The following is a 16211-nucleotide window of genomic DNA, read 5'->3' on the forward strand; positions in this document are numbered from 1 at the left end:
TAGGGGGCGCTTTTTTTGATTAAAAAACGAGATTTGCACGAATGTACTTCTCTTTATGAATTAATGTCGGATCCAACGGTCATGACCTATGTTCGTCATAAGGCTTTTTCACCTGATGAATATTGGTTTGCTACTAAACAGTTAATGGAAGAAGAAGAAAAAGGGATAACAATCACCCGAACAATTATTAGTGATTTTGGTCAGCCTATTGGCACTATTAATCTTTTTGATGTAGAAAATGGTGCTGGCTTTTTAGGTACATGGTTGGGAACGCCATTTCAAGGACTTGGTTACAATAAAAAAGCAAAACAACAATTCCTTGAAGAACTGTTTTATGAGTTAGGTATACACACAGTTTTTCTTCGTATTAGAAAAAACAATCCAAAAAGTATTCGTGCAACAGAAAAGCTAAAATACGCAATGAGTGCAAATGAAACACATCCTGCTATCTATCAAGAAATCAACAAAAATGGGGATGTTTACGAATTATTCTATATTCCAAAAGATCTGTTCCACTTCGTAATGTTGCAACAAAATAACGAAGAAGAACAAGCGATATAAGAAATGCGGAAGCTCCTGTCGGGGCAAGGCGCTGTAGCTAGACATATTATGCAGGATTTTTATATGTTTTCTTATCTTAGAACAAAAGCAAACGTCTAAAAGGATTTCTTTTAAACGTTTGCTTTTTCTTTATTTTTTATAAGTAAGCAGTAATTCTGTAAATTGCATCGGAGTTTTAGATGATTTTGCAGTAAATTGTTTATCCATTATCTCTTCTTTATTTTGAACAAGCTCCGTAACAGATTGGATAAATGTATTTGCCGTTAAATTTTCTTCTTCTAATACAATTGCATAACCCATTTTTTTGAAAAAGTTTGCATTTAATACTTGATCTCCCCTGCTTGCATGAATAGATAATGGAATAAGCAACATCGGTTTTTTCAATTCTAAAAATTCAAAAATAGAATTTGAACCTGCTCTACTAATTACATAGTTTGCTATTTTCAACAAATGAGGTAACTCATCTGTAACATATTCAAAAGCAATATAATTTGATGTCCCTTGTAATGTTAGATCTAGATTCCCTTTTCCACATAAGTGAATCACTTGATAATCCTTTGTTAAGGCTTCCAGATTTTCTTTAATAGCATTGTTAATTTTCGTTGCTCCTTGACTACCACCCATGACAATAATGGTTTCCTTATTTGCATCAAAACCAGTTAGCTGTTCTGCTACCTTTTCACTCCCGTTAAATAGATCCGGTCGAATAATCGCTCCAATAGCAGACGCTTTTTCCATCGGTAAATAGTTTACCGTTTCTTCAAACACAGTAAAAATATGCTCTGCAAATGAGCCAGCTATCTTGTTTGCAAGACCCGGCGTTAAATCAGATTCGTGAATGACTACTGGAATATGTGATAGTTTAGCAGCCAACACTACTGGAACAGATACAAATCCACCTTTTGAAAAAACAAGAGAAGGTTTAACTTTTCTTAATACATTAAGTGCCTGCATCGTCCCATATAACACTTTAAATGGATCTGAGAAATTTTTAAAAGAGAAGTATCTTCTTAGTTTTCCATTTGAAATTGCATGATATGGAAGGGAAGGAAAGTTATCGTTTATCAACGACTTTTCAATACCATCATATGAGCCTATATAGTGTATATCATATCCTTTGTTTATTAATTCAGGAATAATCGCTTGATTTAACGATACGTGTCCTGCAGTACCTCCACCTGTTAATAAAATTGTGTTATTATTCATTAATAATCTCCTAACTATTTAAAACTTAAAAGGATGTATGCAAATTGCACAAAACGAAAACACTAACCGATAAAAGCTTTCATATGATTAAAATTGTAGTCCCAATATTAGTCACACAAGTCGCACTCTATTTAATGACCTTTTTCGATATTTTAATGACAAGTAAATATAGTATCTATCATTTAGCTGGTGTTTCCATCGGATCATCTATTTGGGTTCCTATCTACACTGGTCTAACTGGTATTTTAATAGGAATTACTCCAATTGTAGCACAATTAATGGGTGCAAAAAAGAAGGAAGATGTACGTACCTTTGTTCAACAAGGATTTTATATAGCTATTGTATTGGCTTTCCTAGTTTTTGCCGCGATTATTCTATTAATTGACCCAATTCTTCAGCTTATTCCTCTTGAAGATAGTGTACGCATTGTAGCGAAGAAATATTTGTATATGATGAGTATTGGTTTGATCCCATTATTTTTATTTAGTGTTCTTCGATCTTTTATCGATGCTTTAGGGCGAACACGCGTATCCATGTTTATTACTTTGCTTTCAGCACCGATTAATATTGTATTGAACTATATCTTTATTTTCGGGAAATTTGGGTTCCCTGCATTAGGAGGTGCTGGTGCCGGACTTGCTTCAGCACTCACATATTGGCTCGTTCTAATCATAGCGATTATGATTGTTTATCGAAATAAACCATTTACTGAAATAGCAATTTTTAAAAATTGGAGTAAACCATCCTTTGCAAAAATTGGCACTTTGTCGAAAATCGGCATTCCTATAGGACTATCTCTTTTTGCAGAAACTACAATTTTCTCTGCTGTAACCATACTCATGAGTGCTTATTCCACAGCAGTTATTTCAGCTCATCAAATTGCAATGAACTTCACCTCTCTTCTTTATATGATCCCATTAAGTATCGCTATGGGGGCTACCATTTTAGTTGGACATGAGGTTGGAGCTAAACGTTACAAAGATGCAAAAACATATAGTTGGTTAGGTGTAGCAACAGCAGTTATGTTTAGCTTTATCTCTTCTTCCATTTTGCTGATTTTCAGAGAACCAATTGCATCGATCTATACAGATGACGAATATGTGATCACATTAACAGTTCAGTTCTTCTTCTTTGCAGCCTTATTTCAACTTTCAGATGCCGTCCAAGCTCCAGTACAAGGAGCGCTAAGAGGATACAGAGATGTTACTGTTACATTTATTATGGCGATCATTTCGTATTGGATCATCGGACTCCCTACAGGGTATATCTTAGCTAACTTTACATCATTCGAACGATTTGGTTATTGGATCGGCCTTATCGTAGGATTATCTTTAGGGGCCATTACACTCGTTTCACGACTCATATTTTTACAAAAGAAATTATCAAAAAAACCAATCTAGTTTAAAACTAGATTGGTTTTTTTGATAATTATTTACTTATAAATTGTTGAGTCCAGTAATATCCACTATCAGATAATCCTACTCCGATATGTGTATAAGACGCATTCATAATATTTGCTTTATGGCCTGCTGAATTCATCCATCCATCTACTACTTCTGCAGCAGTACGTTGTCCCATTGCAATATTTTCTGCAGCTGACTTGTATGAAACTCCAAATGATTTCATTTGATCAAAAGGTGATCCATATGTTGGACTCGTATGAGAAAAATAGTTTTTGTCTTTCATATCTTGAGATTTTGCTTGAGCTGACTGTGTTAACTTTGTATCAATTTGTAATGCTTTAAGACCTGCTTTTGCACGTTCATTATTAGTTAAGTTCACAACTGCTTGCATTTCAGACGATACTTGTACTTCTTCTTTTTCTTCTGTAACTTGCTCATTTACTACAGGTGCTTTCTCTGTTTCAACTGGAGCTGGTGCTACAACTTCTGGTACTTCTTTAACTGGTACTACCGGGACTTCTTTTTCTTCAACAGGCGTTTTTGTTGGTGCAGGCGTTTCTACGACTGGTGCTTTTTCTGGTATAACAGGTGTTTCAACGACTGGTGCTTTTTCTGGTATAACAGGTGCTTTAACTTCTGGTTCTTGTTTAGTTGGTGTATTTACTACTTGACTCTTCTTCTCTGCAATAATCTTCTCAGCTAATTTTTTCGCTTCTTCTAAACCTGTAAGATTAGTTTCAAATCTCCAATTATACTTTTCTGTTAGATTATTTAGAGAAACCCATTTATATGTGGTCGATGTTTTAACTTGGGAAGTGATGTTTGAATCTCCAGTTGTCATCGATGCATCCGCTGTGTTTGTAGAAAATAGTAAGCTAGTGGCAAGTATGCCAGCCATAATAGAATATTTTTTATTCAATTTCAATTCCTCCTTCTTTTGTGTACACCCATTGTAACCACAAAATCAGCGAGAAAATTATTATAAAATATACCAGTTGAACCATTTAGGAGAATTTCTTATAGTTTAAGAGAATCCTAACTGAAATAATTGGATATCTTCACCACATAACTTAAATTTTACATACCATTTTCTGTTGACAGTTTTGTATAAGTCTTTTTAAAAGCTATACAGGTCTAATCATGGGAGCTGCCTATTATGTCAATTTGATTCACTTGATCTCCTATAATTACGATTTGCGGTGACATTTTCATGTATTCCGGAAGCCATTGAACCATTCCATATGCATATTGAAATAAATAAGGATTTTTGTGCCCTACTAATGGTACATACCCTTTCATTCGATAAATCGTATCTGGAAGATTTCTTACCCACTCTTCAAATTCTTCTTGTTTAACCGCTTCTTTGAATGTATGTAATCGGGAAGATAAAGTTAATTGTTTGCCAATGGCGGTTTGGTTAATTTCTTTTTCATGAAATGTAGCCTCTAATTTTGTTATTAAATTTAAAGGTATTTTACTATTAGTTGTTTGAATAATTGGAGCAGTTGAATTTAATGCTTGAATTTGCATTGTTACATCGGAAGCTTCTACTTCTGTTAACAAATCTATTTTATTTGCAACAATTAAATGTGCATGACGTATTTGTTCTAAAAATAACATCTTCGTTTGGGGAGTTAATTTGTCACGGTCTAACCAACGTTTACAGTCAGCAACTGTGATAATTCCCTTCATATTTAATCTATCCGCAAATAAAGGAGAAAAAACAGCATCTAGCGCTTCTACTGGGTGAGCAGCCCCCGTTGTTTCTATTAATAAAACATCGAAATTCTCCCCTTCTAATAGCATCTGAAGTTGAGCTTCCATTTTTTCAGAGCCTGTACAACAAATACAACCTTCTAACATTTCTTTTAATGGAACATCACCATCCACGGACCTGCTATCAAAATTGAGTTTTCCAAGCTCGTTCATAATAACTGCTGGCTTTAATCCTGCCGCTTTAAATTGTTCAATTAAATGTGATAGTAACGACGTTTTCCCACTTCCTAAAAAACCACTTAATAAATAAACATCCTTCATACACTATTAACTCCTTTTAATGTTGAAAAAGCTGACCGTCTAGGCCAGCTTTTCATTACTTATTTTTAGCTCGAGCTCCTTGTCTTAATTAGAGCAAAGATAGGAGCTTGCGCTTTTCTATTTTGCAAGAAGTTCTTTTACGACTTCTTTCGCTTTTTGTAATTGTGGATCATCTTTTAACACTTTTTCAGTAAGTTTAGTCATTAGGGAATAAGTAGTTTCCCCTGTTAGTTCACCAGTTACAGCTAATTTATTATCCGTTTGGAATTTTTCAACTGCAGTTGTCATAGCAGCATCGAATTTGCCATCAATTTCTCCTACTTCATAACCAACAGCGGCAAGCATTTCCTCAGCATTTTTTACTACATCCGATACTTGATTTTCTGACAATACTATTGTCGGATCTAATGGAGCAAGTGATGCATATGCTGGATAATCAACTTTATAATCTGGAACAATCCCTTTGTCATGTATCCAATTACCTTCTGGTGTTAACCATTTTGCAGTTGTAATTTTAATGTTCGAACCATCTGGTAAATCATTTACTGTTTGAACAGTACCTTTACCAAACGATTTTAATCCAACAAGTGGGACATTCGCTGATTCACTAAGTGCTCCAGCTAAAATTTCCGATGCTGATGCACTACCTTCATCAATTATTAATGAAACTGGTACTTTCACACGTGTACCAGGCGAAGCTGTAGTTACATCTTTTGCTCCATCAACTTCAATCTGTAGAAGTGGCTTTCCATCTTCAACAAATAGATTTGAAATGTCGATCGCGGATTCTAACAAGCCACCTGGATTTTGACGAACATCCAATACCAGGCCTTTCATTCCAAGTTCTTCCATTTCTTTAATTGCAGCGAGTAACTCATCATACGTATTTGTTGAAAAACTTGAAATGTTTATATGCGCAATATTATCTTCTAACATTTCAGCATAAACAGTTTCAATAGGAATTTCATCTCGAACAATCTTGATATCTAGGTTTTTACTGTCCCCGCGTTTAATCGTTAGAATAACTTCAGTACCTTTTTCACCACGAATTAAAAGGACCGCTTCTGAAGCACTAAATCCTTGAATATCTTCTCCATCTACTGCAAGAATTTTATCATTTGATAATATCCCTGCTTTTTCTGCTGGAGAATTTTTTATAGGAGATATGACAGTAATTACTCCATCTCGTTCTTGAATTTCAGCACCGATACCTTGGAAACTTGATGAAATACTTTCATTAAATTGAAAAGCTTCATCTTGATTCATATAATCTGAATAAGGATCACCAAGCGCTTCAATCATTCCGTTAATAGCACCATTAATAATAGCGTCCTCATCAATTTCTGCATAATATTCTTTTTCTAATTTATCATATGCTAAATATAACTTAGAAAACTCTGTTCTTTCAGGTTTTACAACTTCTACTGCTTTTTCTTCGCCAAATGTTAATGAAAACATGGTTACTCCAGCTGTAGCTACCACTAAGGTAAAAATAATAATTAAAAATGCGAATGGTTTTAATTTAATGTAGCGTGATGCAGGTTTTACTTCGGTTGATTCTACTTTTTCATTCGTTTGGTTTTCGTCCAAATTTTCCACCCTTTTCATAAAAAAACTCAGAAGATTAAATCAATATTCTAAAATAGACTGCCATTTTGATGACAGTCTATTTCATTATACCTTTGTTAGTCTTGAATTGCGGCTTCTAAAGCTACAATAATCATATCGTTGAATGAAGTTTGTCTTTCTTCAGAAGTTGTTGCTTCTCCAGTAATGATATGATCACTTACTGTTAAAACAGAAAGTGCTTGACGTCCAAATTTAGCTGCAAGTGTATAAAGTGCGGCAGATTCCATTTCAACAGCTAGTACACCATAAGATGCCCATTTTTCATTTTGAGCATTGTCATTATAGAATAAATCAGCTGTAAATACGTTACCAACTTTTAAGTTAAGCCCTGCTTCTTTACCTGCATTATAGGCTTTATAAAGTAAATCAAAGTCAGCTGTTGGCGCAAAGCTAATATCATCTAAAAGCACTTTATTTAATGTAGAATCTGTTGATGCACTTTGAGCTAAAATTACGTCACGAACTTTTACATCTTTTTGGATTGCTCCACAAGTTCCAACACGGATTAGTTTTTGTACGTCGTAGTCGTTCATTAATTCGTGAATATAAATGGAGATGGATGGAACTCCCATACCTGTACCTTGGACAGAAATTCTTTTCCCTTTATAAGTTCCTGTATATCCAAACATATTACGAACTTCATTATATTGGACAACATCTTCCAAGAAGTTTTCTGCAATATATTTTGCTCGTAGTGGATCTCCAGGAAGTAAAATTGTATCTGCAATTTCACCTTTTTTTGCGCTAATGTGAATACTCATTTCATTACCTCTTTTCTAATACTTATCGGATTAATGATACATTTTTTTATTATTAAATGCAATGAAATCGCTAGCTATTTTCCTCTATATATAAGTCCCAGAGCTCATCAAAAACAACTGCAGGCATTTCTGGGTGAGCTAGTTCTTCAATATAGTTGGATAATGAATCGAAAGTAGAGTCATATTTAGGGAAATCATGTAGATGGAACATTGTATCAGCAAATTGGGATTTGTTATCCTTCATTTGTCCTCCACGGTATTTTAATGCATATAAATAAAACGATTGCTTCATACTTCACCTCGATTAATTCTTTTAACCCAAATCCTTTAATAATAAAAGGCACGGAGATTTATTTCTCCGAGCCTTTTACAATTGATCATTAAAAAAGCTTCATGTACTCTTCGTAGCCTTCTTCAACCATTTTTTCTTTTGGAACAAAACGCATAGAAGCTGAGTTAATACAATAGCGTAGTCCTGTTTCTTCTTTTGGTCCATCTGGAAAAACATGACCTAGATGAGAATTCGCTGTTTTGCTTCTTACTTCTACACGTCTCATACCATGGGTTGTATCAACGTTCTCCACTACTTCTTGATCTTCTATTGGTCTAGTAAAGCTTGGCCACCCGCACCCAGCATCATATTTATCTTTCGAATGGAATAAGGCTTTACCAGATACGACGTCAACATAAATTCCTTCTTCATAATGTTTGTCATATTCCCCTTGAAATGGTGGCTCTGTTCCATTCTGTTGCGTAACAAAATATTGCATTTCCGTTAGTTTTTCTTTCATTTTGAAACCTCCTTCGACTTTTCTACAAATGCGGCTCTTCCAGAACCTTCAAAGTATCTATTATAATGTGCTGGATTTTTCTTGTAATAATCTTGATGATAATCTTCTGCTTCATAAAACACAGATGCAGGTAGAATTTTTGTCGCTATTTTTTTATTAAATTTACCAGAAGCATCTAAGATCTCTTTAGACTTTTCTGCTTGTTCACGTTGTTCTTCTGTATGGTAAAATATTGCTGTTTGATAGGAAGTACCGCGATCAAAAAATTGTCCAAAGTCATCTGTTGGATCAATATTAAGCCAAAAAATATCTAATAATTGTTGATAAGAAAAAAGTTCAGAGTTGAAAGTAATCTGTATTGCCTCATAATGACCAGTCGTTTCAGTACAAACCTGCTCATACGTAGGATTAGGAACATGCCCACCTGTATAACCCGATATTACCTTTTCAATTCCCTCATAGGTATCGAAAGGCTTTACCATGCACCAAAAACAACCACCAGCAAATGTTGCTTTTTCCATCATTCTCTCCCCCTATTCATTTGGAATAACAATCTCTAGCGTAATGATATCTTCCACTAAATTCAACTCTTTTGCTCGCACGTGAACTCCAGAAGCCATTGGAATACTCGCTAATTGTATAAGTACTTCTTTATCCTTAGGTTTTACAATCATCCATTTAGGTAATTCGATTGAATCTCTTAATAACTTTAACACGGTTTCGGGAGGAAGTTGTAAATCACCTACTTCCAAAGAAGATTGCTCTAAACGAATATTCCCATTATCCTCAACAAATGGCTCAAAATACATCTTTACAGGCAAATTCAATGAAAAGATTGTAAGCTCTGATGACAATACAACTTGATCTTCTAACGTTAGTTGAAGCGGTAAAGGTTTACCTTCCATTGCTTTTTCCATAAAAGTATTGGCAATCCCTTCAAAATCGTCCTTGGTTGAATTTAAAGTTAATATATTTCCTGCAGGAGTTTTTGTCCCTATTTCTTCTTCAAGCTGATCAGTAGGTGATGAGATCCAATAAAATAACATACCTATACTTCCTAAAATTGCTATTACTAGTAGAAAAAAAGCAATCTTCCATTTATTCATTTCATCAACTCCCTAAAACAGCAATTCCCTCTTTTGTTGATCTATTAAACCACAATCTTGTAAGGAGTTCATAATGGACCCTGTAATCAATTGATATCCTTTACTATTGGGGTGAAAAAAGTCTGTATGGTACACTAAATTTTCATTTGAATCAAATAATTGATCTACCCCAATAAAGCAAGCTTGCTTATTCTCATCTGCAATCTTTTCTATTGTATTATTCCAATCTAAAACAATAGTATCGAATTCATTTTTTCCGTCTGTTACAATCGAAAAAGGATTATATATACCTATCAATACAATAATTGCATCACTATTAATCTCTTGAATTCCCTTTATAATGTTCTTGTAATTTTTTTCAAATGAAATCAATTCCTTTTCAAAGGATTCCACTTTAAGATTAAATAAATTCTTTTTTACAATCTTCATCATATCATTTCCACCTATTGTTAATGTGATGATATCTGCATTTCGTAATTGATGATCCATATCCCCACTTTTTAGAATTTTTAGAAGCTGATCACTTCTTCTACCTCTTTTTGCAGTATTGGTAAGAACGACATCTTCTATTCCATTGAATTGTAATACTTCTTTCTCAAATCTTCCAATGTAGCCTTCTCTTTTTAGTTCATCCCCCACCCCTTGCGTAAGTGAATCACCAAGTCCTACTAACTCTATCGTCCGCGGGAAAAAAGAATATGGTATGACATACTTCTCAAATGTTAATTCTTCTTTTTCCGTAAAAGAGACAGGAATCATTTCTTGAGAAGCGCATCCACTCAACAAGACAATACAAATAAACATTATAATATTTTTCATTCTAAACCCCTTTATAAAAGAAAAGCAGGGAATCATCCCTGCTTTGTTGTTACTTCTAGACGTAAGTACCTGTCTTAGCGTTTAGAAGCACAGACAGGAGCTTTAGTTATTATTCAGTCATATACATAAATCCAATCGCACCAGGGCCTGTATGTGTACTTATAACAGGTGATGTAATGGATACTTTGATGTCTTTAAAACCTGTTTGCTCAATTAACTTTATTAATGGATTTGCCATATTTAGAGCATTTGCATGAGAAATGCCAACTGCTTTTACAACTTTCCCTTTTGTATCTTCTATATACCGATCGAACAAATAACTCACGACTTGTTTATAACTTCTTACTTTTGCAACAGGATTGTAAACTCCACCTTCTAAACTAGCAATTGGTTTAATTGAAAGCAAAGAACCAATCATTGCTTTTCCTTTTCCAATGCGTCCACCCTTAACCATGTTATCTAACGTATCAAGAACAACAAAGAGATTTGAATTGATACGAATCTCTTCAATTTTCTTTAAAATCGCTTCTTTTGATTCCCCATTCGCAGCCATGATTGCCGCTGCTTCTACTTGGAACGATAAAGCGAAAGTAATAAACATTGAATCAATAACTGTCACATCAGAATCTGTTATTTCAGCTGCAGCTTGTGCAGATTTTAATGTTCCACTCATTCCACCAGTCATATGAATGGAAATTACTTGATCTCCATTTTGACCTAACTGATCATATAACTCTTTAAAAACACCCACAGCTGGTTGAGATGATTTTGGCAATTCTTTTGAAACTGCCATTTTCTCTAAAAATTCAGGTGGCTGAATATTTACACCATCGATATACTGTTCTCCGTCAATCTGAATCGTTAATGGTACAACGTGTATGTTATATTTTTTAATCAATTCTTTTGTAAAATCTGCTGTCGAATCTGTCACAATGTGAATGTTAGGCATGTATTATCCCTTCCTTCCTCTATACATCTATTATAAGAAGAAGTATAGCGCTCTGTAAACTAAAAGTACGTAGTTTGCATTTCTTCCCACTTATTTTGAAATTGATCATGCAGTTCATTGGGGAATGGTTCTTGAATACTTTCTATACTATATGTAGGCAAAATAGGTAGCTGAACTTTCCTGAACGAATTTTATCATTATTTTTCTATTATTCGTATAAAGTGATTCAAATTAATTCAAAACAAAACAACTTATTCACTAACGTTTCTTTCATATATCAAATAAGCATATGTTGTACCATCCCGAGTTTGCATATCATCTGTTTTTTCCACTAGGTTCCATTCATTCAGGCTATATGGGGGGAAAAATGTATCCCCTTTAAAGTCGTTTTGAATTAACGTAATGTACAATCGGTCAGCTATTGGTAAAACAGCTCTAAAAATTTGTTCTCCTCCAATAACCATTATTTCTTCATGAAAAGCACCTGCAAGTTGCAGCGCCTCTTCCATACTCGTAACGACATCTGCTCCCTCTACTTTGTAGTCAGGATTGCGTGAAACAATAATGTTTTTTCTTCCTGGTAATATCCTACCGATAGATTCAAACGTTTTTCTTCCCATAACCATTGCTTTGTTCATCGTTTTTTCTTTAAAATAAGCAAGGTCTCCGGGAATATGCCATGGCATTTTATTGTCTTGTCCAATTACACGGTTAGGGTCATGTGCAACGATTAATGAAATCATTTATAGTCCTCCTCTTGAAATCAAATACACGCAAGGCGTATTTGATTCCGCGCTAGCTAGTCGCATAAAAGTATGTACGTGAATAAAGTTAAACAGCAATTGGTGCCTTTATTCTAGGGTGTGGATCATATCCTTCGATTGCTATATCTTCCAGTTCATAGTCAAAAATAGATTCTTTTTCAGCCGATAAAATTAATGTAGGTAATTCTCTCGGTGTACGTTTTAGTTGCGTTTCTACTTGGTCCATATGGTTAACATAGAGATGCGCATCACCAAGCGTATGTACAAATTCCCCGACTTCTAAATGACACTCTTTCGCTATTAAATGCGTAAGTAATGCATATGAAGCAATATTAAAAGGAACACCTAAAAATACATCCGCACTGCGTTGATACAATTGGCAAGAAAGTTTGCCTTCCGCAACATAAAATTGCATAAACGTATGACATGGCGGCAAAGCCATTTCATCGACTTCAGCAGGATTCCACGCGGTAATAATATGTCTTCTAGAATTAGGATTCACTTTAATCTGCTCGATCAGATTTTGTAGTTGGTCAATAGTAGCTCCATCTTTAGCTGGCCATGATCTCCACTGTCTACCGTAAACTGGGCCAAGATCGCCAAAGTCAGAAGCAAACTGTTCATCCGCAAGAATCTTGGAGCAGAATATCTCCATCTGTTCATCTACAATAGCTTTAAAAGCTAAATCTTTAGCAGCTCGAACTCCAAAATTAGTCATATCTGGACCCTGGTAGCTTTCACTCTTCACCCATTTTTCAAAAGCCCATTCATCCCATATATGATTATTATTTTCGATTAATGTTTTTACATTCGTATCACCTTTTAAAAACCATAATAACTCACTTACTACTAAACGAAATGCAGTTTTTTTCGTTGTCAATAAAGGAAACCCTTTGGATAAATCGAATCGCATTTGATAACCAAACACACTTTTCGTACCAGTTCCCGTTCGGTCACCTTTCATAACGCCAGTTTCTTGTATATGTTTACATAATGTTAAATACTGTTCCATTAAAATTCCCCATTTACACTTTATATTCTAAATTTCATTATAACCAAAAAACGCCCTCAACAACAAACATCTGAGGGCGTGAAAATTTTATGACAACCATTTAGGTGGCGTATTTTTAGACCAATAGATTTCGCCTAAAGCATAGTGTTTAGAATAATTATCTTCTTCCAGGTGATAATGAAAATTAAAGAAAAAGCCATCCAATGGTTTTTTGTCTGTTCTTACATGAAATCGAATAACATCTTTTTTAGAGTCATTATTATAAATGTGAAAAATCTTTTCATGGTATTCTCCGGATGGCTGTTCTGAAATTACCAAATTCCTTGCTTTATCAGGATCAACTTTCGAAATTGTCGTATCAATTACTTCTTGAATTTTAGGAAATATAACATCGTCAAATTCATCTTGAATTACCGGACCAATTCTATTTCCAAACTTTATGTATGATTGTTCTTTTGCATTATTCGCTATATAGTCAATTAGATTCGGTTCATCGACTAAATTAGTCGAATCCTTTAGTGTAACCTGCTCAAAATCAATTGTATTTTCATTAGATTGAATGGATTTTAGAGGACTTTTATTTTCTAATAAATGTTCCCAGATAAGATGATCAGGTGGGATGATACCGAATGTTAACAATGCAACTGTAATAATTAGAGACTTTTGAATCCATTTTTTCATCTTTTAACCCCCCTCAATTCCGATTAATTTGTCTATGTTTATATAATGATATACGTTTTTCTGAACAAAAGGTTTCATCTTCTATCTATTCATTGTACAATAAACAATGTAAACAATCAGCCGTTTTTTAATATGGGAGGAGAATTTATAATGGATACAAGTTTAATCATTGGAATCGGATTTTTATTTTTATTAGGATATTTAACAACACTTAACTTTACAGATTAATGTTAAAGAAGCTGTCACAATTGGCAGCTTTTTTATTTAAAGATAAGAAAGCATATAGAATTCTGCATAATATGTCTAGCTATAGCGCCTTGCCTGTCGGGGCAGAGATAGGCACTGTAGCTTTTCTTATTCCAATATTCCATAGTGAAACTTAGAAGTTAATCTAGTTAATTGTTTAAAATGATATTGCTCGAATAACGGTGAGCGGAAATGTGCTTTTAATACAACTCTTCTTTTCGCAACTCGTTTTGCTTCCTTTACCCACTCGTCCGTTAACCCTTGATGCACACCCACTTCTCTCAGCGCTTGAAAATTAGTAGATTCTTCTATTACTTCTTCAAACATTGGATCCATATATACAACATCATATGAGTCAGTTTCTGTATTTTTTAAACATTCCATTGCATCTTGATGAACTAGTTTAACTCTTCTCATACTATTCAACAATTCAGTCGCATCGGTTTCATAGGAATTAAGTCCTTGACGTACAATATAAGAAACTAAATCGTCTTTCTCACATGCATGTACTAATCCACTTTCCCCAACCGCATACGCAGCTATTATACTATCCGAGCATAGTCCAGCAGTTGTATCTAAAAATCGATCCCCGTTTTGTAAGCCTGTAGCTTGTAAAAAAAGATCCTGTTCTCCATTTAGCAATCGCTTCATACGAAAAGCAGCCGAATTGGGATGAAAGAAAAAAGGAGCATTAGAGCCATAACTATACAGCTCTAATCTCTCTTTACTCACAACTACTATATTTGCTTGAAACTCAGTTTGAAGTTTTTGAACAGACTTTTTTTGACGATTTACATAAGGTAAAGAAAGCTCAATCGCTATTTCTTTTGCTCTTTTAACAAATACGTCATTTGTCCGTCCTCCAGTTGTTACAATTGATTTCATGCAGAAACAATTTGAGTAAGAACTCCAGATAAATGTTCTTTTATCGCTTCCATTGAATTACTTTCAATTTGTTCACGAGGAATAAAATACGCTAATTGTCCATCTTTCCAAATTGCAATTGAAGGAGAGCTTGGTGGTACATCTGCAAAATATCCTCTCATTGCTGCAGTAGCTTCTTGATCTTGTCCTGCAAAAACAGTTACTAGGTTTTCAGGTTTCACTTCTACTTCATTTAAAGCAGTTACTACAGCTGGTCTAGCAAGTCCTGCTGCACATCCACAAACTGAGTTTATAACGATTAGTGAGACTCCTTCTGCACTTGCCATATGTTCTTGCACATCTTCAGGCGTTGTTAATTCAGTAAAACCTGCATTTGTTAACTCACTTCTCATTGGTTTAACTATTCCTTGCATATATTCATCGTAAGCGTTCATGATTTCGCCCTCTTTCATTTAGTTTCACAATTCCTATTATAACAACATTTCTATTACATTAGCCATTATACTGTTTTCGTATAATTTCACTCTTTTTTGTGATTTTCTTGTTAAACCAAAATTGGTGTTGTTAAACACGGTTAACAACGAATTGGCTAGACATGAAAAACCACCTTCCAAATTAACGGTTGGTGGTTTCCTTTATTCCAAAGCTGTTACATCTACTATTCCATCTAGCTTCAACACAAAAGACTTGAACACATCTTCCATTTCAATAGTTCTTCTACTCAAATCCACCCAGGTAATTTTTCCGTTATGAAAAATAAAATGCCCATCTTCCCAAGTTTTGTTCTCGACATCTACATTTCGTTTCATGGCTATTTCGATGTTCTCTTGTATCGCATTCAGGCTCCATTTATCTAAACCTGGACGATGTATTTTTTTAGTCTCTATTCTCTTTCATGCAAATTACTTCAACAATCTGGTTATACTGCATAGCTTTCAAAATATTTATACGCACATAAGTTCCCTACCCCTTATCCATATACGAACGTACGCTTTATTTTATTACAAGAAAATTATTCTATTTTAGATAAATAACAAAGCGAACCTCTCAATCATGAGAAGGTCGCTTTCATGTTTCTTATTTCTTTGAACCTCTATATACCATAACAGCAACTTCTTCACGCGTAGCTAGTCGTAGTGGGTATGTTCCATCTGTAATACCTGCAGCAATCGCTAAAATATTTTTCCACTTGCGTATTTGGGAATCACTTTTATCCACCACCTGTACTGCTATATCTTTTAATTGAACCTCTCTATTATGTTCTTTCCATATCTCAAATGCTTTATCCCTATGACTCTACTTGTTTACTCATCTTTTGTCCCCCCATCGTTTATTTCTTACAGATCCACCAACACGTATAT

At 34.5% G+C, this 16211-nt stretch carries 19 protein-coding genes and 1 pseudogene; 2 read left to right on the plus strand and 18 right to left on the minus strand.

The window, feature by feature from the left end; all coding sequences use genetic code 11:
• Positions 1-15 precede the first annotated feature (15 nt).
• Positions 16-561: a GNAT family N-acetyltransferase gene (locus tag C7437_RS03325; protein WP_111438209.1), complete on the plus strand. Its 546-nt coding sequence runs from the start codon at positions 16-18 to the stop codon at positions 559-561.
• A gap of 129 nt (positions 562-690) precedes the next feature.
• Here C7437_RS03325 and C7437_RS03330 read toward each other — a convergent pair whose 3' ends face one another.
• Positions 691-1767: an undecaprenyldiphospho-muramoylpentapeptide beta-N-acetylglucosaminyltransferase gene (locus tag C7437_RS03330; protein WP_111438210.1), complete on the minus strand. Its 1077-nt coding sequence runs from the start codon at positions 1765-1767 to the stop codon at positions 691-693.
• Positions 1768-1811: 44 nt separating this feature from the next.
• Here C7437_RS03330 and C7437_RS03335 point away from each other — a divergent pair, with 44 nt between their 5' ends.
• Positions 1812-3167, plus strand: a complete 1356-nt coding sequence (locus C7437_RS03335; RefSeq protein WP_111438211.1) for an MATE family efflux transporter — start codon at positions 1812-1814, stop codon at positions 3165-3167.
• A 28-nt stretch (positions 3168-3195) separates the two neighbouring features.
• Here the strand turns inward: C7437_RS03335 and C7437_RS03340 are convergent, their stop codons facing one another.
• The 17 genes and pseudogenes from C7437_RS03340 to C7437_RS03420 all read right to left on the minus strand — a co-directional run.
• On the minus strand, positions 3196-4089 hold the full coding sequence (locus C7437_RS03340; protein ID WP_425450547.1) for a CAP domain-containing protein: 894 nt from the start codon (positions 4087-4089) through the stop codon (positions 3196-3198).
• 215 nt (positions 4090-4304) lie between these two features.
• The gene (locus C7437_RS03345; protein WP_111438212.1) at positions 4305-5207 is read right to left on the minus strand and encodes a CobW family GTP-binding protein; all 903 of its coding nucleotides are present in this window, start codon (positions 5205-5207) and stop codon (positions 4305-4307) included.
• 117 nt (positions 5208-5324) lie between these two features.
• A complete protein-coding gene (locus tag C7437_RS03350; RefSeq protein ID WP_425450548.1) occupies positions 5325-6797 on the minus strand; it encodes a lmo1851 family serine protease in 1473 nt (490 codons plus the stop codon).
• Positions 6798-6892: 95 nt separating this feature from the next.
• Complete coding sequence (gene deoD, locus C7437_RS03355) at positions 6893-7597, minus strand: purine-nucleoside phosphorylase (protein WP_111438214.1); 705 nt, start codon at positions 7595-7597, stop codon at positions 6893-6895.
• A gap of 70 nt (positions 7598-7667) precedes the next feature.
• Complete coding sequence (locus tag C7437_RS03360; protein WP_111438215.1) at positions 7668-7889, minus strand: YozE family protein; 222 nt, start codon at positions 7887-7889, stop codon at positions 7668-7670.
• Between the two features lie 88 nt (positions 7890-7977).
• On the minus strand, positions 7978-8388 hold the full coding sequence (gene msrB / locus C7437_RS03365; protein WP_111438216.1) for a peptide-methionine (R)-S-oxide reductase MsrB: 411 nt from the start codon (positions 8386-8388) through the stop codon (positions 7978-7980).
• On the minus strand, positions 8385-8909 hold the full coding sequence (gene msrA, locus C7437_RS03370) for a peptide-methionine (S)-S-oxide reductase MsrA (RefSeq protein ID WP_245909199.1): 525 nt from the start codon (positions 8907-8909) through the stop codon (positions 8385-8387). Before msrA ends, msrB begins: the two co-directional genes overlap by 4 nt.
• A 12-nt stretch (positions 8910-8921) precedes the next feature.
• Positions 8922-9494 carry a YpmS family protein gene (locus tag C7437_RS03375; RefSeq protein ID WP_111438218.1) on the minus strand — a complete coding sequence of 191 codons (573 nt, stop codon included), beginning with the start codon at positions 9492-9494 and terminating at the stop codon, positions 8922-8924.
• Positions 9495-9506: 12 nt separating this feature from the next.
• A complete protein-coding gene (locus C7437_RS03380) occupies positions 9507-10313 on the minus strand; it encodes a GDSL-type esterase/lipase family protein (RefSeq protein ID WP_245909200.1) in 807 nt (268 codons plus the stop codon).
• Positions 10314-10422: 109 nt separating this feature from the next.
• A complete protein-coding gene (locus tag C7437_RS03385; RefSeq protein ID WP_111438219.1) occupies positions 10423-11262 on the minus strand; it encodes a DegV family protein in 840 nt (279 codons plus the stop codon).
• Positions 11263-11513: 251 nt separating this feature from the next.
• Positions 11514-12005, minus strand: coding sequence for a dihydrofolate reductase (locus tag C7437_RS03390; RefSeq protein WP_111438220.1), 492 nt, complete (start codon positions 12003-12005; stop codon positions 11514-11516).
• Between the two features lie 88 nt (positions 12006-12093).
• Positions 12094-13038: a thymidylate synthase gene (locus C7437_RS03395; protein WP_111438221.1), complete on the minus strand. Its 945-nt coding sequence runs from the start codon at positions 13036-13038 to the stop codon at positions 12094-12096.
• Between the two features lie 87 nt (positions 13039-13125).
• Positions 13126-13719 carry a YpjP family protein gene (locus tag C7437_RS03400; RefSeq protein ID WP_111438222.1) on the minus strand — a complete coding sequence of 198 codons (594 nt, stop codon included), beginning with the start codon at positions 13717-13719 and terminating at the stop codon, positions 13126-13128.
• 354 nt (positions 13720-14073) lie between these two features.
• Entirely contained in the window at positions 14074-14850 is a 777-nt protein-coding gene (locus tag C7437_RS03405; RefSeq protein ID WP_111438223.1) for a class I SAM-dependent methyltransferase, read from the minus strand.
• Positions 14847-15284 carry a BrxA/BrxB family bacilliredoxin gene (locus C7437_RS03410; protein ID WP_111438224.1) on the minus strand — a complete coding sequence of 146 codons (438 nt, stop codon included), beginning with the start codon at positions 15282-15284 and terminating at the stop codon, positions 14847-14849. The genes C7437_RS03405 and C7437_RS03410 overlap by 4 nt, the downstream gene beginning before the upstream one ends.
• A gap of 201 nt (positions 15285-15485) precedes the next feature.
• Positions 15486-15737, minus strand: coding sequence for a YolD-like family protein (locus C7437_RS03415; RefSeq protein ID WP_111438225.1), 252 nt, complete (start codon positions 15735-15737; stop codon positions 15486-15488).
• Between the two features lie 190 nt (positions 15738-15927).
• Positions 15928-16131 (minus strand): annotated as a pseudogene (locus tag C7437_RS03420) (phage terminase small subunit-related protein); the annotation flags it as partial.
• Positions 16132-16211: the final 80 nt, after the last annotated feature.

Source organism: Psychrobacillus insolitus (assembly GCF_003254155.1).
GTDB lineage: Bacteria > Bacillota > Bacilli > Bacillales_A > Planococcaceae > Psychrobacillus > Psychrobacillus insolitus.